Here is a 21374-nt window from a genome sequence, read left to right as displayed (position 1 = left end):
TTATTTTATCAAACTTGCAATGAATGATGTTTCTATCTCAGTAAAATCTTTAAAGATGTATTTTGCTTCATGCAAAGTAGATGCTTCCCCAATTCCTATGCTGGTCATATTACCAATATTTGCTGCTTGAATTCCCGCTACTGAATCTTCAAAAACGATTGAATTTTCGGGAGTAGTGTTCAATAGTTTTGCAGCCATTAGGAAAACTTCAGGATCCGGTTTGGCATTGGTTACATCATTTCCATCTACAATGGCATCAAAATAGGAGAGTAGTCCTGTTTTTTCTAAAATTGGTCTGGCATTTTTACTGGCTGAACCCAATGCGATGGGTTGGTTGTTTTCTTTTAAAAATTTTAAAATAGGAAAGACTCCCGGAAGAATCTCACTTTCATCCATGTCTACTAAATAGGATAAATAGTCTTCATTTTTTTGAACCAGCCAGCGGTCTTTGTCTTCTTGCGAAGCTTCCACTTTTCCTAACTCTAATATAATATCCAAAGAGCGCACGCGGCTTACTCCTTTTAATAATTCATTATGTTCGTGTGTAAATTCAATCTTTAATTCATTTGCGATTTTTTGCCACGCTAAATAATGGTATTTAGCCGTGTCAACAATCACCCCGTCCAGGTCGAATATAAATGCTTTTGTATTCATTATTGTTGTTTTATTACGTCATCAACATCTTTTACTTTCACTACTAATATAGCAGCAATCAAGAAGCTGATGCCACTGGTAACTAATGCAAATATGGCATTGTCATTGTATAAATATTTAACTAAAGGTCCGCCAATTAAGGCATTGATAATTTGGGGAATAACGATAAAGAAGTTGAAAATACCCATGTAAACGCCCATTTTCATTGGAGATATTGATCCGGCTAATATGGCATACGGCATAGATAAAATACTTGCCCAAGCAATTCCAACACCAACCATGGAAAGAATTAACCAGTCTTCATTGGGTACAAAATAGATGGAAATTAGTCCTAGTCCTCCGATAATTAAGGAGATGGAGTGTGTTAATTTTCTTCCGAATTTTTTCGCAATATATGGCAAAGCAAATGCATAGAAAGCAGATACTAAATTGTAAATACCAAACAGTACTCCAACCCAGTCTCCTGCATTTTGATAGGCTTCGCTTTTGCTGTCTGTAATGGGTAAACCATAAATATGCTGGGCTATGGCAGGAGTGGTGAAAACCCACATTCCAAAAAGACCAAACCAAGAGAAAAATTGTACCCAACTTAATTGTCGCATTGTGGTAGGCATTTTTCTAAAATCATCAAAAATGTCCAGTAAACTCGATTCTTTTGGATTTGCATCAGCCACTTTAGTTTGCTGATGTGCCATTTCGTCCTCAAATTTTGCTAATTCTTCCGGAGAATATTCTTTTGTCGTAAATATGGAAACCAAGATAGAACCAACAAGAATAGCAGCCCCAATTATGAATGATAAGATTAAATGCATAGGAACGCCGCCATCCTCATCTCTATTTGAAACGCCAAACCAATTCGTTAAAACATACGGTAACCATGAACCAATAACGGCACCAAAACCAATTAATGCGGTTTGTACGCTAAATCCCAGCGTTCTTTGGTCGGTTCTTAAATTATCTCCAACTAAAGCTCTGAAAGGTTCCATGGCAATGTTGAAAGAAGCATCCATGATCATTAGCATTCCGGCACCAACCCATAAGGCAGGCAGAAAAGCGATGAAAATCTCGGCTTGTGGCATTAATATTAAACCTATAGAGGCTAATAAAGCACCCACTAAAAAGAATGGTTTTCGTCTTCCAAATTTCCCCCAAGTTTTGTCACTGTAATGGCCTATGATGGGCTGTACAATAAGTCCCATTAAAGGGGCAATGATCCAAAACCAGGACAATTCATGAACGTCAGCGCCAAAAATCTGGAGAATTCTGCTGGCATTAGCATTTTGAAGGGCAAAACCCATCTGTATTCCCAAGAAACCGAAACTCATGTTCCAAATTTCCCAGAAACTTAATCTACGCTTTTCCATTATCGTAATTTAAAAAATTAAACGATAAGCGCTATGCTTATCAAAACTTATCTTATTTTCGAAGTAAAAGTTAAAGTTTTGAGAGGTAAATATAAAAATATATTTCAAACTATTGTTTTTCGCAAACAAATAATGAGAAACATTTTTTACTACAAGGTTGTAGTACTGAATATAATACGGAATGGACTACCTAGATTAGCTAGATTTTTAGATTTCGTAGATTTTTTAGGTTCCAAAATTGGTCATTGTACTAAAAATTATTATTGGTAAAAGTCTTCATATTCTCTATAAATCTAAAAATCTAATTTGTAGATTCTCTTTCGATTAAATGCGTTTCAATTACTTCGGTTTTGTAATTTTCATCTTCTTCATCTTCTTCAGATTCGAGTCTGTCAATTAACATTTTTGCGGCTTTGTTTCCCATTTTTATTCCGCTTTGACTTACTGTGGTGATAGTTGGCGTTGAATATTTTGAAATGATACCATCTGTAAAAGCGATAACCGCTAAATCATTTGGAACATTCAATCCTATTTTATTGGCGGTTTTTATAATGGTCACGGCAAAAAGTTCATTCACTGCAAAAACGGCGTCAATAGCTTTGTCTTCGAGTAATTTTCCAATGGTGACTTCGCACGAATCGATATCTTCAATTTTAATGATCAGATTTTCATCAAAAGGGAGTTCATTATCCAGCAGTGCTTTGATGTAGCCATCAGTTCGGAGCTTGCCTACGCTTACGTAATCGACGGTGGTGACCAGCGCTATTTTTTTTCGTCCTTTGTCAATTAAACTCTGAACGGCCTCGTAAGCTGCGTGTTTATCGTCTATAATTACTTTGTCGCAAAGAATTTCATTGGTAACCCTGTCAAACATGACCACGGGCATTCCCTGATTAATCACTTCGGTGATGTGGTGAAAATCGCCTCTGAATTGGGTTTCTTTAGAAAGCGACATGATGAAACCATCAATACTTCCATTAGCAAGCATTTCCATGTTAAGGACCTCTTTATCAAAAGAATCGTCCGAAAGACAGATGATCACGCTATAGCCATTTTCATTCGCCACTTGTTCGATACCATTGATTACTGTGGAGAAAAAATGGTGTACAATTTCAGGAATAATGATTCCAATGGTTTTGGTTTTTCTGTTTTTTAAACTGAGGGCAATATTATTAGGCTTGTAATTATAGAATTTCGCAAATGCCTGCACTTTTAATCTGGTTTCTTCTCCTATTTCGAGGCTGTTTCGCAACGATTTAGAGACGGTAGAAATGGATACATCTAATTCTTTTGCAATTTGTTTAAGCGTTATTTTCCTTTTCATGTTGAAGAAGTGGTAAAATTTATTTCGTAATAAAGATAAAATTTAATTTTACAAATGGTAATTAAACCGATAAAAATTTATGAAAATCAGAAAGTTTTCAACACTATTACGTTTTCGTAACTTAAATAAAAGCGATGTTTGTCTGGAAACATAAAATTTACATACATTTAACATTCGAAGTAATCGTTAAGCTTGAAAACTCAAGAAAAATTAAATTAATTTAAACAAAAAGTATGAAAACAATTTATAAAAAGTTGTTAATTTTATTACTGCTGCTCCCTTTTAGTGTTCTGGCTCAGAATACTGTAGGCGGAACTGTTCTTGATAAGGTATCAGGACAGCCAATTCCGGGGGTAAATGTAAATGTACAGGGTGCTGCTACTGGTGTTTCTACCGATTTTGATGGAAAATACCAGTTATCTAATGTGAAGAGTGGCGATCGAATCGTATTTTCTTTCATTGGTTACAAAAGCACTATCGTGACTTATGTTGCTCAAAGTTCATTAAATGTATCTTTAGAAGAAGATGCTAATCAATTGCAGGAAGTCGTAATTCAGGTAGGTTACGGTACGGTTAAGAAGAAAGATGCAACAGGAGCCGTAACGGTTTTGACTGCGGAAGATTTTAATAAAGGACCGGTAACCTCTGCGGATCAAATGATTCAAGGAAAAGTAGCTGGTTTGCAAATCATTAATGGAGGTGGTTCTCCGGGGGAAGGCGCAACTATCAGAATCAGAAGCGGATCTTCTTTGTCGGCCAACAATGATCCTTTATATGTAATAGATGGTGTGCCAGTTGCTGCTGGAGGAGTGGAAGGAAGTAGAAATCCATTGACTACTATCAATCAAAATAATATCGAATCTATTTCGGTTTTGAAAGATGCTTCGGCGACTGCTATTTACGGATCTCGTGCTTCTAATGGGGTAATTATCATTACCACCAAAAAAGGAAAAGCGGGTGATTTGCAAGTAAATTATAACGGAAATTTTCAGGTATCTGAAATTACGAATAAAGTAGATGCTTTGTCTAGTACTCAATTCAGAGATTTTGTAACGGCTAACGGAAATGCTGCACAAATAGCGTTAATGGGTGCTGCTGATACGGATTGGCAAGAAGAGATTTACAGAACTGCTATTGGTACAGATCATAATGTTGCGTTAAGCGGTGGTTCTGACAATGTAGTATATAGAGCATCTGTAGGATATGCGAATTTAAATGGTATCTTGAAAAGAGATAATATGGAGCGTACTACTTTATCTGCGGGAGTAACAGGTAACTTCTTCGACAAACACTTAAAAATTGAATTGAATAACAATACGTCACTCATCAACAGTAATTACAGTAATCGTGGTGCTATAGGTTCAGCAATTCGCTTTGATCCAACACAATCTGTAAGAAATGCTGATGGTACTTTTTTCCAATGGTATACTTCTCCAACTGAAATAAACCAATTGGCAGGTAGAAATCCATTGTCTCAAATTGAACAACAAAACAGTTTTGGAACTGCATACAGAAGCATTGGAAACATCCAAACGGAATATAAAATGCATTTTTTACCGGAATTGAAAGCGGTTGCTAACTTTGGTTACGATCAATTAACTGGTAGGTCTTTTGGTAATACTGAGGCTGCTTTTTTAAATGGTTTATCCGGTTCTGGATTTAATAACACGTATGAAAGAACACAATCTCGTTTCAATAAATTGATGGATTTGTTTTTAAATTACAACAAAAAAGTTGAATCTATCAATACTGTATTTGATTTAACCGGAGGGTATTCATACCAAGATTTCAGAGAAACTTTTAATTCTTCAAATTTTAATTTCCAGAGTAATAACACTACTGTAGATCCTAATTTCCCGTCACGCATCAACTTGCAATCTTTTTTCGCAAGAACAAACATCAGTATTGCGGACAAATATTTATTGACTTTGTCATACAGACGTGATGGTACTTCAAGATTTACAGAATCGAATCGTTGGGCAAATTTCCCTGCGGTTGCTTTAGCGTGGAAATTGAATGAAGAAAACTTCTTGAAAGACGTAGCCAGTATTTCTACATTAAAACTTCGTGGAGGTTGGGGTATTACTGGACAACAAGATATTGGTATTAGTTATCCTTCTATTCCTTTGTATTTAGCCTCTAATACAGCTGCTCAATACCAGTTTGGAAGTGATTTTTATACTACTTACAGACCACAACCGTACAACAGTAATTTGAAATGGGAACAAACGACTACTGTAAATGCAGGTTTGGATTTTGGATTTGTGAACAATAGAATTAATGGTAGTGTTGATGTATACAGAAGAACTACAGAAGATTTATTATTATACACGCAAAATCCTTCTTTCTTTGGATTTTCAAACTTTGATAATTATAACGTAGGAACAATCGAAAATGAAGGAATTGAAATCGCTGCGGAAGCAATTCCAGTTCGTACAGATGATTTTGAATGGAGAATTGGCGGTAACGTAACATTCCAGGATTCTAAAATTACTAAATTGACTACTACACAACCAAATACTCCGGGGATTAACATTGGAGGTTATGAGGGAGCTACAGGAAATACGATTCAAAACCACCAAGTAGGGTATGCGCCAAGTTCATTTTATGTATATGAGCAAGCATACGGAGCGGATGGGAAAGCATTAGACGGTGTGTATATCGACAGAAATCAAGATGGATTAATTACACAACAAGATAAATACCGTTTTCATAAACCTGCTGCAGATGTTTTTTACGGATTTAACACAAGTGTTACGTATAAAAACTTTGATATGGGGATGAACTGGAGAGGTTCTTGGGGTAATTTTAATTACAACAACGTAGATTCAAGCAAAGGTTCTTTCAATAACATTTTGATCAGAAATACAGATTTGTCTAATGGTGTTGAAAATCTTTTAGAAACGGGTTTCAAATCAAATGACACCAAACGTTTCGAATCAGATTACTACATTCAAGACGCTTCTTTTGTAAGATTAGACAACGTTAGTGTTGGATATACTTTCAATCAAAAAGACAATGCTTCTTCATTAGTTAAATTGACATTAGCCGCTCAAAATGTTTGGGTAATTACTAAATATGAAGGATTAGATCCAGAAATTTCTGGAGGTATTGATGGAAATCTATACCCAAGACCAATTACTTTTACGTTAGGTTTAAACGTTAATTTCTAATACAAATAACAAGAAAAATGAAAAAGACACAAATAAAAGTATTGGGCCTTTCTTTGTTACTGTTGGTGATGTTATTCCCATCGTGTACAGATGATTTGAACCAAGCTCCGGAAAGCAATGTTGCAGTTCCTGGAGAACAATTTTTTAGCACGCCAGAATCTTATAAACAAAATCTGGCTAAATTATACGCAGGCTTTGCTACTTCAGGTCAAACTGCAGCGGGTTCTCCTGATATCTCCGGAATTGATGAAGGGGAAAGCCAGTATATTAGAGGTTTTTGGTTAATGCAGGAACTGACAACTGATGAAGCGGTTATTGCTTGGAATGACGGAACAATAAAAGATTTACATTCTCAAACATGGACTTCTTTGGACCGTTTTATAACGGCTACATTTGCCCGTTTTTCTTTTCAAATTGTAAACTGCAATGAGTTTTTAAGACAAACGACAGATGAAAAGTTAGCTGCCAGAGGTCTTGATGCTGCTTTAATAGCTGAAATCAAAACATACAGAGCAGAAGCACGTTTCATTAGAGCATTTACCTATTGGCATTTAATTGATATGTTTGGTGGCGGATCTTTAGTTACTGAAGATTCTCCAACGAGTTTTTACTATCCGGAATATGCTAGCAGAGCAGAATTATATAAGTTTGTTGATGAGGAATTAACAGCTATTATTCCAGAATTGAAAGCGGCAAAGTCAAACGAGGCGTATCGTGTAGATCAAGCAGCAGCTTGGATGTTACAAGCTAAATTGTACATGAATGCTAAAGTATACATCAATAGTGATAAGTATGCTGAAGCATTACCATTGATCACTAAAGTAATTGGAGCAGGTTATGCTTTACATACCAACTACAACCAATTGTTTTTTGCTGATAATGATAAAAACGGAGCACAGAACGAATTTATTTTCACAATTGCTTTTGATGGTCTTAGAACTCAAACTTATGGTGGAACTACTTTCTTAACCCATGCACCAGTTGGTGGTACTATGAAAGCTTCTGAATTTGGAATCAATGGTGGTTGGGCTGGTATCAGAACAACATCAGCATTTGTAGATAAATTTAGTGCGAATACTACCGATGCAAGAGGTCAATTCTATACCGATGGACAAACTAAAGAAATTGTTGACATTAGTAATTTTACGGATGGATATGCAATTCAAAAATTTAGAAATGTGGATGTAAACGGAGTTCAAGGTTCAGATAAATCAGGAGACTTTTCTGATTCTGATTTTCCAATGTTCCGTTTGGCAGATGCTTATTTAATGTATGCTGAATGTGCGGTAGTTGGTAAAGTAGGAGATTTGACAACGGCGAGAGGATACATAAACGCTTTAAGAACCAGAGCAAATGCTTCAACAATCAGCTCACTTACTGCTGATGCTGCAGGTGCAAACTTGATTCTTGATGAAAGAGCAAAAGAGTTACACTGGGAAGGACACAGAAGAACCGATTTAATTCGTTTTGGTAAATTTACAGGCGGTAGTTATTTATGGCCTTGGAAAGGAAATGTAGCTGGTGGAGCACCAACTCAAGCGTTCAGAAATTTATTTCCTATTCCTGCAACTGCATTATCATCAAACAATAAATTACAACAAAACCCTGGATATTAATAATTAATAAAAAAAAATAAAAAATGAAAAATATAACGAAATCAGTAATTGCTTTATTTGCGGTACTTGCCTTGTCTTGTAGCGTAGAGGATGTAGAAGATAGACCAGTAATTGAGGGGATTGATACTCCTGAGTTAGTTGCGCCTGAAAATGATAAATCATACATATTATTGGAAGAAAATGCAGATAATGTTGCAGAACGTTTTGTGTGGACTAAAGCAACTTATGCAGGTAATGTTGAAATTGGATACAAACTTTTGATGGATGTTAAAGGTGGAGATTTTACAGATGCAATCGAATTAGGAAGAACTTCTGGAGCAACGCAAATCGAAGTATCTGTAAGAACGTTGAATCAAGCGGTGATTGAATTGGGTGGTACACCTGACGAATTAGGGTCTTATGATATCAAAGTCGTTTCAAGTTTGGCAGGAATTGAAAAAATGATGTCTGAAACTCCATTGACTATTTTAGTTAATGCGTACACAGGATTAATTCCTTACGAATTCACAGATTGGTATTTTGTAGGTGATGCAACTGTTGCTGGATGGAATAATAATAACAAGAACCAACCTTTATTTAGAAGTGGAACAAATCCTAATTTATATCAATTCACAGGATTCTTTAAAGCGGGTGAATTCAAATTAATTTCTACTCCTGGACAATGGGCGCCAATGTTTGGAAAAGGTGATAATGGTGCTATTGTGGCAAGACCTACTGAAGCAGATCCAGATCCTTCGAACTTTGCAATTGCAACTGAAGGATATTATACTTTCACAATGAATACAGAAACATTAAAGTATACTTTAGTGGCTTATGATGCAGCTGCTGCTGCAACTTTTACTACTGTAGGTATTATTGGAGATAGCACACCACAAGGATGGGATGCATCAACAGCATTAACTCAATCTACTTTTAATTCTCATATTTGGTCATTAGATGTTTTGCCATTAAATGATGGTAAAGCTAAATTTAGAGCAAATAACGCATGGGACGTAAACTGGGGTGGAAACACTGCTTTTTCAGCATTTCCAAATAACGGAACAAGCGGAGGAGATTTACCGGTTGCTAAATCAAAATATAAAATCTATTTCAATGATTTAGATGGTAGTTATTTAATGATTCCTAATCAAGAATAATTTATTTCAATAAACTAAAGGGCTATCTGCGTGATAGCCCTTTTTTTTTAGTTTTTAATTTTATAAACACTAAACCATGAAAAAAACTATACTTTTTATATTATTTTTCCTGTCTATTGCTGCAACCGCGCAGCAACAGACGGTCGCTTACACTGTGAGTCCGGCCACTTTTGAAGAAACAACATCTATTACTATCACAATCAATGGGAATAGTATAAATGAAGCGACGTGGGGAATTACAGGAAACGCATTATACATGTGGACCTGGTCTTTTGATATCAATGATGCGAACAGTATCGATTGTCCAACTAATGGAACATGGACTTCATCTAACGAAGCGAATAGATTTACCTATAATTCAGCTACAGATACCTACACTAAAACATTTACTCCAAATGTTTTCTATAACAGAAATGGAATCGGTAGAATAGGTTTCCTTGTGAAAGCTAAAGATGGAACCGGTGATAAAAAATCCCAAGATAATTTTATTGAAGTTGGTGCGTACCAAGTGACATTATCAACACCGGCTGAAAATAGTTCGACAATTATTGCATCAGGTGGAAGCTTGAATATTTCAGCTTCAAATACAGGCGGAAACGCTAATTATGTGTTGAAAGCAAACGGTATTACATTAAATACGAATCCGGCAACTTCTAGTTATTCTTTCAATCATGCTAATATTACCGGAAACCAAAATTACGAACTGCAGGTTACTCAAGGAACCACGGTAATCACTAAAAAGTTTAGTGCTATAGTGAATCCAAATGTAGTTAGTGCAGCAATGCCAGCAGGTTTGCTAGACGGAATCAATTATAATTCTGCCGATGCTACAAAAGCAACTTTGGTTTTGGATGCTCCGTTCAAAGATTTTATTTACGTAGCGGGAAGTTTCAACAATTGGCAACCAACGAGTTCTTTTGCCATGAAAAAAGATCCTGCTTCAGGCAAGTTTTGGTTAGAATTAACAGGATTGGTTTCAGGTACAAATTACACGTACCAATATTGGGTAGTCGATGCAACGCCTATTGCTGGAACCCCTTCTTTGGTAAAAACTGCTGATCCCTATTCGACCTTGGTATTGTCACCATTTGATGATCCGTATATTCCAGCTTCTACGTATCCAAATCTTCCGGTCTATCCTGCAGGTCAGGAACGTGAAGTTACCGTATTACAAACCGGCAAAACACCTTTTGCCTGGAGTAGTGCGACAACAAATTTCGTAAAACCTGCAAAAGAAAAACTGGTAGTTTACGAATTATTAGTGCGTGATTTTGATGCCAACAGAAGCTATCAGGACTTAATTAATAAAATTGATTATTTCAAAAATTTGAAAATAAATGCGATTGAGTTAATGCCTGTAATGGAATATGAAGGAAATGAAAGTTGGGGTTACAACACCTCTTTTCACATGGCTTTGGATAAATTCTACGGTACTTCTGACAAGTTAAAAGAGTTTGTGGATTTATGCCATAAAAACGGAATTGCCGTTATTCTAGATATAGCCCTGAACCATGCTTTTGGAAGAAATCCAATGGTGCGCATGTGGATGAATGATGCAGACGGTGATGGTTGGGGTTCTCCTTCGACGGAAAACCCTTATTTTAACACAACAGCTATGCACAGTTATAATGTTGGAGAAGATTTTAATCATCAACAGGCAAGAACACAAAATTATGTGCAACGTGTCATTAAACAATGGGTTGAAGAATATAAAATTGACGGTTTCCGTTGGGATCTAACCAAAGGTTTTACACAAAATTGTCCTTCGAACGTAGCTGGCGGTCAGGAAAACTGTACCGGTAGCAAACAACAAGATAGAATTGATGTATTGAAAAAGTACGCTGATTATTCTTGGAATTTAGATCCCAATCATTACGTTATTTTCGAACATTTAGGAGGTAATGATGAAGAACAGCAATGGGCAAATTACAGACTGAATGAAACACCAAGTAAGGGAATCATGATGTGGGGGATAATGACGCATGAATACAATAACCTGACTAAAGGGTATGCGGGTAATATTTCAAGAATGAATGCCACAAGCAGAGGATTTACTGCGCACCGATTAATGGGCTATGCAGAGAGTCATGATGAGGAACGCTTAATGTACAATAACTTACAATCTGGCAATAATACAGCCGCCGACCATAATGTAAGAACATTAAATGTGGCATTATCCAGAATGTCTGCTTTGGGTGCTGTATCTTTATTGGTTCCGGGACCAAAAATGATTTGGCAATTTGGAGAACTGGGTTGGGAAAGATCTATATTCTCCTGTAACAATGGTACTGTAAATTCTCCTTCAGATGCAACAGCAGGAGATTGTAAATTAGATACTAAGCCACAACCGCAATGGACTGGTAACTGGCTTGGAGATACAAACAGAAGCAAAATTTACGATGATTGGGCGAAAATGATTACTATGAAAACAGTTGAACCTGTATTTTCTGGTACTGCAACAATAAACACTACAAGTTCATTGTTTCCAAATATCAAAATTACCAATAGTGCGCTGGCATCCACACAACTTAAAGATGTGTTGATTGTAGCTAATTTTAATGTGATTCCTCAAAACGTGCCTTCCGGATTTCCATACACTGGAATGTGGTACAATTTGATGGATAATACGTCTATCAATGTAATTAGTACCACGCAGCAAATAACTTTGCAGCCGGGAGAATTTAAAATTTACGGAAACAAAACAGCTTCGTTGGCAATAGCGGATTACGAAACATCACCCACGATTGTTTTGTATCCAAATCCGGCAGCTGATTATTTTACGTTGAATGAAACGACTTCTAAAGTGCAGATTTTTTCTATCACAGGACAATTGGTGAAAAGTTTTGATGCCAATCAAACGGCGGGATATCAATTTTCTGTCAGTGATTTGAATCAAGGACTTTATATCGTGAAAACATTTGATGAAAATAACGAAATGAAGGTACTGAAACTGTTGAAAAATTAAGATTACCCTGAATTAGTGAAAAACGGCTGTCCCTTAAAAGGCAGCCGTTTTTGTATAAAAAAAACTGCTCCATAAATGAAGCAGTTCTCAACTACAATTTAAACTAAAAACTAAAAACTAAAAACTAAAAACTAAATTTTACCGTCTTTGATTTCGTCCACAATTTCAGGATTCAACAATGTTGAGGTATCGCCAAAATTAGAATAATCACCTTCGGCAATCTTACGCAGAATCCTACGCATGATTTTTCCGGAACGGGTTTTTGGTAAACCGGAAACAAACTGAATTTTGTCCAATTTTGCAATTGGTCCAATATGATCGGATATGTGTTGGTTGATCTCTTTGCTAAGGTTTTCTCTGTCGCGGTATTCTCCGGTTTCTTTTAGAATTACAAAACCATACAACGCATTTCCTTTGATATCATGCGGGAATCCAACAATAGCTGATTCCGCAACCGCTGGATGTTCATTGATGGCATCTTCGATAGGAGCAGTTCCCAGATTATGTCCCGAAACAATTACCACATCATCTACACGACCAGTGATTCTGTAATACCCAACTTCGTCACGTAAAGCACCGTCGCCAGTGAAATATTTACCTGGAAAGGCGGAGAAATAAGTGTCTTTATATCGCTGGTGATCGCCCCAAATGGTTCTTGCAATTCCGGGCCAAGGAAATTTAATGCATAAACTTCCGGTAACCTGATTGCCTTCAATTTCGTTGCGTCTTTCATCCATCAAAACAGGTTGGATTCCGGGTAATGGTAACGAAGCGTATGTTGGTTTTGTTGGCGTTACAAACGCAATTGGTGAAATCATAATTCCTCCGGTTTCGGTTTGCCACCATGTATCCACCACAGGACATTTTTTATCGCCTACGTGGTTGTTGTACCAGTGCCAAGCTTCCTCATTAATAGGTTCTCCTACGGATCCAATCACTTTCAAAGAGGTCAATTGGTACCTTTGTACGTATTCGATGCTTTCTTTTGCCAAAGCTCTAATCGCTGTTGGTGCCGTATAAAACTGGGTAACTTTGTGTTTTTCGATGGTTTGCCAAAAGCGACTGAAATCAGGATATGACGGAACACCTTCGAAAATTACAGTCGTGGCTCCATTCAATAACGGTCCGTAAAGAATATAAGAATGTCCGGTAATCCAGCCAATATCAGCGGTACACCAGAAAATATCATTGTCTTCGTAATTAAAAACGTTTTTAAAGGTATAGGCTGAATACACCATATAACCCGCTGTAGTGTGTACCATTCCTTTTGGTTTTCCTGTTGAACCGGAAGTATAAAGGATGAATAAAGGATCTTCGGCATCCATGATTTCAGCCACATTATTATCCGAAGCTTGGTCTAAAAGAGGCTGCAACCATTGATCACGACCTTCTTTCATGTTGATAGTGGAGTTGATTCTTTTAGCAACCAAAACGTTCTTCACACAAGGACAATTCAATAAGGCTTCATCAACGATACTTTTTAAATCGATTGTTTTGTTTCCACGATATCCTCCATCTGAAGTGATGACCATTTTGCATTCGCTGTCATTGATTCTTGCTGCAACTGCCGAAGCTGAAAATCCTGCAAAAACAACCGAGTGAATGGCTCCAATTCTGGCGCAGGCCAAAGTAGTAATCGCTAATTCAGGAATCATTGGTAAATAAATACAAACGCGATCTCCTTTTTGTATGCCTTGTTCTTTTAGGACGTTCGCCATTTTGCAAACACGTTCGTACAACTCATTGTAAGTAATGTGAAGCGCTTGTTCTGTTGGATCATTTGGTTCAAAAATGATGGCTGTTTTATCTCCTTTTTTAGCCAGATGCCTGTCGATGCAGTTTTTTACAATGTTTACTTTGGCATTGGTAAACCATTTTATTTCGGCTTCAGCCATATTGAAATCGACTACTTTGTCCCATTGCTGGTACCATGTAAAATTTTCAGCAGCTACTTTGTCCCAAAATTTTCTAGGCTCGCGAACTGATTTTTTGTAATGTTTGAAGTACTCTTCTAAATTATTGATTTTATAGTAACTCATGGTTTTGGTAAATTTTAAATGTTATAAACTCCTATTTTATACTTTTTTAGTGTTGCACTGATTTCCTCCACTATGGATTCGTCATCAATGGTGGACGGAATTTGGAATTCCGCACCATCAGCAATGCTGCGCATTAGTTTTCTCAGGATTTTCCCCGAGCGCGTTTTGGGTAATCGCTGCACAATCATAACATTTCTCAATGAAGCAACAGCTCCAATTTGTTGGCGAACCAGTTTAATGATTTCTTGTTCCAATTGATAATGTTCGATTTCGTCTCCTGATTTGGTTACTACCAAAGCCAAAGGAATTTGTCCTTTCAACTCATCCTGAATTCCAATTACAGCGCATTCAGCTACCGAATGATGCGAAGCAACAACTTCCTCCATTTCAGCTGTTGACAATCGATGTCCCGCTACATTTATCACATCATCCGTTCTTCCGGTGATAAAAATATAACCGTCTTCATCTTCATAACCACCATCGCCAGACAAATAATAACCGTCAAATTTGCTGAAATAGCCTGCTTTGAAACGCGCTTCGTTTTCCCAAATACCAAGCATATTTCCCGGAGGCAAAGGCAGTTTTACAACCACCAAACCTTCTTCATTGGCTTTTAGTTCGTCACCGTTTTCATTAAAAATCCGAATATCATATCCGCAAACTGCTTTTGTGGCAGAACCGGATTTTACCGGCATTTTTTCAATTCCAAGAGAATTGGCAATCATTGGCCAGCCTGATTCTGTTTGCCACCAATGATCAATTACGGGAATAGGAATGTGCTGTTGGTACCATTCTAGTGTGGCATTATCACACCGTTCTCCCGCCAAAAATTGATTTTTTAGAGCGCTCAAATCATATTGTTTGATGAATTCTCCGTCAGGATCTTCTTTTTTGATAGCTCTAATGGCGGTTGGAGCCGTAAACATCGTGCCCACTTTATGCTCTGAAATTATTCTCCAAAACGTACTCGCATCTGGAGTTTTTATCGGTTTTCCTTCGAAAATTATAGTTGTATTTCGGTTTAATAATGGTCCGTAAAGAATGTAACTGTGCCCAACTGCCCAGCCCATATCCGAAGCTGCCCAAAAAGTCTCATCTTCCTTTACATTGTAAATGTATTTCATCGAAAATTTTAATGCCACGGCATATCCACCGGTATCTCTTACAATTCCTTTTGGTTTTCCAGTAGTTCCGGAAGTGTACAATATATACAACGGATGATTGGAATTTACAGGGATACAAGGCGTTTCTTCGGAACCATAAACCAACGCATCATAATCCACATCGTACTTTTTAAACGGAATTCGGGCGCCTAATTTTCTATTGAAAACGATTACTTTTTTGGGTCTGTGTGAAGCGAGAGCAATGGCTTCATCCACTAAAGGTTTGTACGCAATCAAACGGTCGACTTCAATCCCGGATGAAGCGGTAATAATCGCTCTGGGTTTGCAATCGTCGATTCTGATAGCCAATTCATGAGGTGCAAAACCCCCAAAAACAACCGAATGAATCACGCCAATTCTCGCGCAAGCCAACATCGCAAAAGCAGTTTGAGGAATCATGGGCATGTAAATTATAGCGGTGTCACCTTTCTTTAATCCCAGTGATTGCATGCCTCCCGCGAGTTTTGCCACTTCGGTTTTTACTTCCGAAAAAGTATATTTTTTCACGGTTTGTGTCACCGGAGAATCGTAAATAAAAGCGACCTGATCGCCACAACCATCCTGAATGTGCTTGTCTAACGCCAGATAACAAATGTTCAATTCTCCATCTTTGTACCAAAGCGGATATCCATTTTCATCTTTTGACAAAATTGTTTCCGGTTTATTGTACCACTCAATTGCATCAGCTTGTTCTGCCCAGAATTTTTCCGGGTGCTCAATGCTGTCGTCATAAATTTCCTTGTATGTCATTGTGTTGAATTTGTTTCTTATTGCATTAATTCATGAACTTGATCGACTAGTTTTTTAATTGAAAAGGGCTTGACTATATATAAATTGGCGCCTAACGAAAGTCCTTTTTCAATATCTTTTTCTTTGTTTTTTGCCGAAAGGAATATGACCTTGCAATGCTTTAACCTTTCGTCTTTTTTTATTTGTTCTAATGTGGCAAAACCATCCACCATGGGCATCATGACATCCAGAATAATGACATCGGGAAGTTGTTTTTTCAAAATATCCAGTGCTTCCTGGCCGTCACGCGCTATGAAAACTTCAAAATTGTTCTTTTTGAAAGTATATTCCAGTGACATTACAATGTTTGGTTCGTCATCTACAATTAAAATTTTTTTCATTTTTTAATTATTTTCTGTTGTATTATAATTGGGTAATGTGAAAATGAGAGTGGCTCCTTCAGCTACATTATCTTCAGCCCAAATTTTACCTTTATGATGTTCAATAATTTGTTTACAAATGGCTAAACCCAGTCCGCTTCCTATTGGTTTTTTTACGTTTTGGTTTCTGGATTGATAGAATTTATCAAAAATGGCTTCAAAATCTTCTTTTATAATTCCCTTGCCGTTATTGTGTATTTTGACTTCGATATTGTCTTTGTTTTCATCAATGGAAATCACTATTTTTCCTTCTGTTTCCGAACAGAATTTTATAGCATTCGAAACTAAATTATGAATAACCTGTACGATTCGTTCTTCGTCATAAAAAGCTTTTATTTCTTTGGAGGCATCCTTAAATTCAATACTGATGTTTTTGTTTTTTATTAATTGTTGGAGGGAATCCAACGTGTTTTTAATCGTTTTTATAATGTTGTTTTTAGACAAATAAATTTTTTGTTTTCCAGTTTCAAATTTCTCTAAATCGAGAATTTTGTCAATCAGACGATTCAATCGGTCCGACTCCGAAATGATGTTTTGCAAAAACTGCTTTCTCAACTCTTCGGGAATGTCATCATCATCGTGAAGGATTTCGCTTGCTGCCCGAATTGCGGTTATCGGAGTTCTTAATTCATGGGTAACCGTATCCAGAAATTCATCTTTTTGAATGTCTTTATTGACTAATTCCTGATTTGCATTTTTGAGTTGTTCCGATATTTTTTTTAATTCATTCGAAGTGTCCGTCAACTTCTTGTTGATGATTATATTTTCTTTGGATTCCTCCAAAATTCGCAATACTTCAGGCAAACTGATTTTATCTTCTTTGATTACGCTTGATATTAATATTTTGGCGGAAGCCGTACCAATGTGACCCGTCAATAAATTCTCTGCAAATTTTATAAATCGTGCATCGGCTGTGGTAATATTTTTATCGATGTTGTATTTTAAATTAAAAATAGTCAATGCGCGCTTGGTTCTTTCTTCGCCCAAAAAGCGTTGCAACACTTTTTGTATATCAGAAATATACGCGGTTCCTTTCCATACAAAAGCATTTTCATGATTGGTGATGTATTTGTCAATATCGACAAACATTTCGGCATAATTGCGTTCTCTGTAATTGCCTTTGAAACTCACGGAAACCGCAGAATAACTCAGAATGTTAACTAATAAGCTCCAAAAAACAGCATGTGGAATGGGTTCTAAATAATCCAAACCAAAAAGCTGAAAAGGTTTTAACAATTCAATTCCCCAAGGTCCTTCCTGAATAAACAGGCTCGTCGATTTTGAAATTCCAATAGCGTACGGAACTAACAACGTATAAAAACATATTAAAAAGCCAAGAATAATTCCGGTTACTGCACCGTTTTTAGAACCTCTTTTCCAGAATAATGCACCAAAAAAAGACGGAGCCAATTGGGCTATAACGACAAAGGAAACTAGTCCGATGGAAACCAGCGAGTAATCCAGAATGAAAATTCTATAAATGGCATACGCCAAAATGATAAGCGAAAAAATTCCTATTTTTCTGCTGTTTACAATACGTTTGCTGTTCTTTTTCTGTGATGAATTTTCCAAAGAACCAATAAAACCATACGGAATCAGTAAGTTGTTGCTCAACATGGTAGCGAGTGCAATTGATGATACAATAATCATTGAAATCGCTGCCGAAAATCCGCCCAGAAAAACCATCACTGTCAATACATTATTGTCAAAAAACTGTGGTATCAGCAAGGAATAGGTGTCTGCATTATGGCCTTTACCTTCAAAAAGGATATTGCCGCCCCAAGCAATTGGAAAAACAAAGAGATTGAAAAGCAGCAAATACAATGGAAAAAGCCAAATCGCTGTTCGGATGTGGGTTTCTTTGTTGTTCTCTACAATCGCCGTGTGGAATTGTCTTGGCAAAAGGAAAATAGCAAACATCGATAAAACACAAAGAAAGAACCAGTTGATTCCGTTTGTGATGCCGCCAATCGTATTTTTCTTATCGAAATCTTTCAGGACAGCCGCTTTTTGATAAATATCATCAAAGCCGTCAAAAACAAAGTAGGTAACATAAATACCCACAATTAAGAAGAAAACTAACTTCAAGATAGATTCCATGGCGACCGCGGTTACAATTCCGCGTCTTTTTTCCGAGGCATCCACATATTTAGTACCATAATAGGAAGCAAATAAAGCCAGCGCTATGCAAACGTATGTTGTGGTGTCAGTGAAAATATTAGAACTTGCCTGCGTTTTGGTGACAATATGAAAAGTGTCTGAAATTGATTTTAACTGTAAAGAAATATAGGGTAAAATACCAACAATGCAAATCGTAGTTACTAAAGCACCCAGAAATCTACTGTTTCCGTATCGTAAAGAAATAAAATCTGCAATGCTGGAAATTTTATTTACTCTCGAAATTCGGATAATTTTCTTGAGAATAATCATCCACGTTGGGATAATTAATATGGGACCTAAGTAAATGGGTAAATAACTCAAACCGGATTCTGCAGCAACGCCAATACTTCCGTAATAGGTCCATGCTGTACAATATACGGCTAACGAAAAGGAATAAATGTAGGGATTATTCGTCCATTTAGAATGGCTTCTTTTTTCGGACCAATAGGCAATGTAAAAAAGAATCGACAAATAAAGCACTAATATTAATAAGAGTCCAATGCTATTCATAATATCTTTTTATGATTAGGTACGATATGGCGATTGAAAACAGCCAAGCCGAGAAGATATAAATGTAGATGATTGGGAATCCAAAAAGTGGTTGCGAACTGTCAAATAACAGCAAGAGTGGCACGTTCAAAGCTAATAACATTAGCATTGAAAGAATAACCAACTTTTGTTCATGTCTCTTTTTCATAAGAAGATGCAGTTTGCTTTTCAGCGGTATTGCTTTCGCTTTTTAAAGATTCTGTTGTTGAATCTTTATGTTTAAAAAAAATAAACAATCTCTGCAATTACATGCAGAGACTGTCTATTTTGGTAATGGTTCGGTTAACTGTCTTTTTCATCGTAATCTCCCATTAAGGAGAAGTACCCAAAGGTTCCCAATCCTAAAACAATTAATGGGGTTAGTATAAAGAGTATAATTATTCCGAAAACTAAGTCTTCTTGTTTTCCGGACATCAATTTTGGTAATCCAAAAGTGAAGATGCAAAAATAGGCTGCGGCAGCTGCTAATGCAATCCAAACTAGTCCTAATATTCTTTTTAATTGATTCATAGCTGTATTTTTATTCGTGAGCGTTTTTATCTTTATTTTTAATGTAAACCATTCCAACTACAAAACTGACTGCAGCGATAACAATTGGATACCAAAGTCCTTCAAGATAATATTCCGGATGGCCTAGGTCTTTCGCATTGGTAACAAAATAGGTTGAAATAGCAGGAAGTAATCCTCCAAAAATTCCATTCCCTACGTGGTATGGCAATGACATGGATGTGTACCTGATTTTTACAGGGAACATTTCAACTAAGAATGCGGCAATAGGACCGTAAACCATAGTCACGAAGATCACTTGTATGAATACTAAAAATATTAAAGCCCAATTGTCACTAGAATTAATTTTTACAGTTGTTTTAGTGTCAACCTTCGCTTTACCATCCACCATGATTGCTACACCGTTTTCTAAATGTACGGTTTTTATTTCTTGAAAAGTAGTTCCATCCACATACTCTTTACTGGTAGTGTAGATTGAATCCATAGTCTGTTTTTTGGTTTCCTTTAATTCAGCCAGTATAGTTGTTTTTTCCACCATTTCAGTTTTGTTTTTTACTGATGTGGTTTCGTACATTTGTTTGTAGATAGGTCTGTATAATAAGATAGCCAATAACATTCCGCCCATCATAATGTATTTTCTACCTACTTTATCACTCAACCAACCAAAAAACACGAAAAATGGGGTTCCAATAATTAAGGCAACTCCTAATAAAGTATCCACTTGAGAGGAGTCAATGGACATTACTGTTTTCATGAAATTCATTGCATAAAACTGACCCGTATACCAAACAACACCTTGTCCCATTGTAGCTCCAAATAAAGCCAATAATACAAATTTCATATTGTACCGATTTCCAAAACTTTCTTTCAAAGGATTTGTACTTGTTTTTCCTTCGCTTTTCGCTTTGGCGAAAACAGGTGATTCATCCATGTTTTTTCGAATCAAATACGAAACTCCAACCATAACTATAGATAACCAAAACGGAACTCTCCATCCCCATTCATCAAATTGTTCTGGTGTAAGGACATTTCTCGTCGCTAAAATCACCATCAAAGAGATGAACAAACCAACTGTTGCGGTAGTCTGAATCCAAGAAGTCCAATATCCTCTTTGTCCTACTGGCGCATGTTCGGCCACGTAAGTCGCCGCCCCACCATATTCACCACCTAGTGCAAGACCTTGTAATAAACGAAGAATTAATACTAATAAAGGAGCCATAAATCCAATGGTTTCATAACTCGGTATACAACCTATCAAGAATGTAGCACCACCCATTAAAAGTAAAGTAACCATGAAGGTGTATTTCCGCCCAATTAAATCTCCTAATCTTCCAAAGAAAAGGGCTCCAAATGGTCTAACTACAAACCCTGCTGCAAATGTTGCCAAAGTTGACAGGAAAGCAGCTGTTGGATTATCCGAAGGGAAAAATTTAGTTGAAATTACAACTGCTAAACTTCCAAAGATGTAAAAGTCATACCATTCGATCATGGTACCCATTGAGGATGCGGAAATAACTTTCCAAATTCCTTTTGTTGATTTTTCTTTCATGTATTG

General features: G+C 36.7%; 13 protein-coding genes. 4 read left to right on the top strand and 9 right to left on the bottom strand.

Annotated features, from left to right (window positions below):
• The 3 genes from pgmB to E0F89_RS09070 all read right to left on the bottom strand — a co-directional run bounded on the left by pgmB (window position 1) and on the right by E0F89_RS09070 (window position 3342).
• On the bottom strand, window positions 1-654 hold the full coding sequence (pgmB, locus tag E0F89_RS09080; protein WP_131909490.1) for a beta-phosphoglucomutase: 654 nt from the start codon (window positions 652-654) through the stop codon (window positions 1-3).
• Complete coding sequence (locus E0F89_RS09075) at window positions 654-2018, bottom strand: MFS transporter (RefSeq protein WP_131909489.1); 1365 nt, start codon at window positions 2016-2018, stop codon at window positions 654-656. The genes pgmB and E0F89_RS09075 overlap by 1 nt, the downstream gene beginning before the upstream one ends.
• 301 nt (window positions 2019-2319) lie before the next feature.
• Window positions 2320-3342, bottom strand: a complete 1023-nt coding sequence (locus E0F89_RS09070) for a LacI family DNA-binding transcriptional regulator (RefSeq protein WP_131909488.1) — start codon at window positions 3340-3342, stop codon at window positions 2320-2322.
• 233 nt (window positions 3343-3575) lie between these two features.
• Between E0F89_RS09070 and E0F89_RS09065 the strand changes: the two genes are divergently transcribed.
• From E0F89_RS09065 to E0F89_RS09050, 4 genes are all read left to right on the top strand, one after another.
• Window positions 3576-6515: a SusC/RagA family TonB-linked outer membrane protein gene (locus tag E0F89_RS09065; RefSeq protein WP_131909487.1), complete on the top strand. Its 2940-nt coding sequence runs from the start codon at window positions 3576-3578 to the stop codon at window positions 6513-6515.
• A 17-nt stretch (window positions 6516-6532) separates the two neighbouring features.
• Complete coding sequence (locus tag E0F89_RS09060) at window positions 6533-8131, top strand: RagB/SusD family nutrient uptake outer membrane protein (RefSeq protein ID WP_131909486.1); 1599 nt, start codon at window positions 6533-6535, stop codon at window positions 8129-8131.
• A gap of 23 nt (window positions 8132-8154) precedes the next feature.
• Window positions 8155-9267: a SusE domain-containing protein gene (locus E0F89_RS09055; protein ID WP_131909485.1), complete on the top strand. Its 1113-nt coding sequence runs from the start codon at window positions 8155-8157 to the stop codon at window positions 9265-9267.
• A gap of 76 nt (window positions 9268-9343) precedes the next feature.
• Entirely contained in the window at window positions 9344-12232 is a 2889-nt protein-coding gene (locus E0F89_RS09050; RefSeq protein ID WP_131909484.1) for an alpha-amylase family glycosyl hydrolase, read from the top strand.
• Window positions 12233-12363: 131 nt separating this feature from the next.
• Here E0F89_RS09050 and acs read toward each other — a convergent pair whose 3' ends face one another.
• The 6 genes from acs to E0F89_RS09015 all read right to left on the bottom strand — a co-directional run bounded on the left by acs (window position 12364) and on the right by E0F89_RS09015 (window position 21368).
• Window positions 12364-14271 carry an acetate--CoA ligase gene (acs, locus tag E0F89_RS09045; protein ID WP_131909483.1) on the bottom strand — a complete coding sequence of 636 codons (1908 nt, stop codon included), beginning with the start codon at window positions 14269-14271 and terminating at the stop codon, window positions 12364-12366.
• A gap of 14 nt (window positions 14272-14285) precedes the next feature.
• Window positions 14286-16184 carry an acetate--CoA ligase gene (locus tag E0F89_RS09040; RefSeq protein ID WP_131909482.1) on the bottom strand — a complete coding sequence of 633 codons (1899 nt, stop codon included), beginning with the start codon at window positions 16182-16184 and terminating at the stop codon, window positions 14286-14288.
• A 17-nt stretch (window positions 16185-16201) separates the two neighbouring features.
• A complete protein-coding gene (locus E0F89_RS09035; RefSeq protein WP_131909481.1) occupies window positions 16202-16564 on the bottom strand; it encodes a response regulator transcription factor in 363 nt (120 codons plus the stop codon).
• Between the two features lie 3 nt (window positions 16565-16567).
• Entirely contained in the window at window positions 16568-19273 is a 2706-nt protein-coding gene (locus E0F89_RS09030) for a sensor histidine kinase (protein WP_131909480.1), read from the bottom strand.
• 321 nt (window positions 19274-19594) lie between these two features.
• Window positions 19595-19822, bottom strand: coding sequence for a DUF6814 family protein (locus E0F89_RS09020; protein WP_113665423.1), 228 nt, complete (start codon window positions 19820-19822; stop codon window positions 19595-19597).
• 10 nt (window positions 19823-19832) lie between these two features.
• Window positions 19833-21368 (bottom strand): MFS transporter, encoded by a 1536-nt coding sequence (locus tag E0F89_RS09015; RefSeq protein ID WP_131909479.1) that lies wholly within the window; start codon window positions 21366-21368, stop codon window positions 19833-19835.
• Between the last annotated feature and the right edge of the window lie 6 nt (window positions 21369-21374).

The organism is Flavobacterium caseinilyticum, assembly GCF_004349085.1.
Lineage (GTDB): Bacteria > Bacteroidota > Bacteroidia > Flavobacteriales > Flavobacteriaceae > Flavobacterium > Flavobacterium caseinilyticum.
Note: the sequence above shows the minus strand (reverse complement) of the source record. Positions and strands in the feature narration are given on the sequence as shown.

What these genes read in the sequence shown, in the direction of transcription:
- pgmB (WP_131909490.1), bottom strand. Translation starts at nt 654, where the DNA reads ATGAATACAAAAGCATTTATATTCGACCTGGACGGGGTGATTGTTGAC.
- E0F89_RS09075 (WP_131909489.1), bottom strand. Translation starts at nt 2,018, where the DNA reads ATGGAAAAGCGTAGATTAAGTTTCTGGGAAATTTGGAACATGAGTTTC.
- E0F89_RS09070 (WP_131909488.1), bottom strand. Translation starts at nt 3,342, where the DNA reads ATGAAAAGGAAAATAACGCTTAAACAAATTGCAAAAGAATTAGATGTA.
- E0F89_RS09065 (WP_131909487.1), top strand. Translation starts at nt 3,576, where the DNA reads ATGAAAACAATTTATAAAAAGTTGTTAATTTTATTACTGCTGCTCCCT.
- E0F89_RS09060 (WP_131909486.1), top strand. Translation starts at nt 6,533, where the DNA reads ATGAAAAAGACACAAATAAAAGTATTGGGCCTTTCTTTGTTACTGTTG.
- E0F89_RS09055 (WP_131909485.1), top strand. Translation starts at nt 8,155, where the DNA reads ATGAAAAATATAACGAAATCAGTAATTGCTTTATTTGCGGTACTTGCC.
- E0F89_RS09050 (WP_131909484.1), top strand. Translation starts at nt 9,344, where the DNA reads ATGAAAAAAACTATACTTTTTATATTATTTTTCCTGTCTATTGCTGCA.
- acs (WP_131909483.1), bottom strand. Translation starts at nt 14,271, where the DNA reads ATGAGTTACTATAAAATCAATAATTTAGAAGAGTACTTCAAACATTAC.
- E0F89_RS09040 (WP_131909482.1), bottom strand. Translation starts at nt 16,184, where the DNA reads ATGACATACAAGGAAATTTATGACGACAGCATTGAGCACCCGGAAAAA.
- E0F89_RS09035 (WP_131909481.1), bottom strand. Translation starts at nt 16,564, where the DNA reads ATGAAAAAAATTTTAATTGTAGATGACGAACCAAACATTGTAATGTCA.
- E0F89_RS09030 (WP_131909480.1), bottom strand. Translation starts at nt 19,273, where the DNA reads ATGAATAGCATTGGACTCTTATTAATATTAGTGCTTTATTTGTCGATT.
- E0F89_RS09020 (WP_113665423.1), bottom strand. Translation starts at nt 19,822, where the DNA reads ATGAATCAATTAAAAAGAATATTAGGACTAGTTTGGATTGCATTAGCA.
- E0F89_RS09015 (WP_131909479.1), bottom strand. Translation starts at nt 21,368, where the DNA reads ATGAAAGAAAAATCAACAAAAGGAATTTGGAAAGTTATTTCCGCATCC.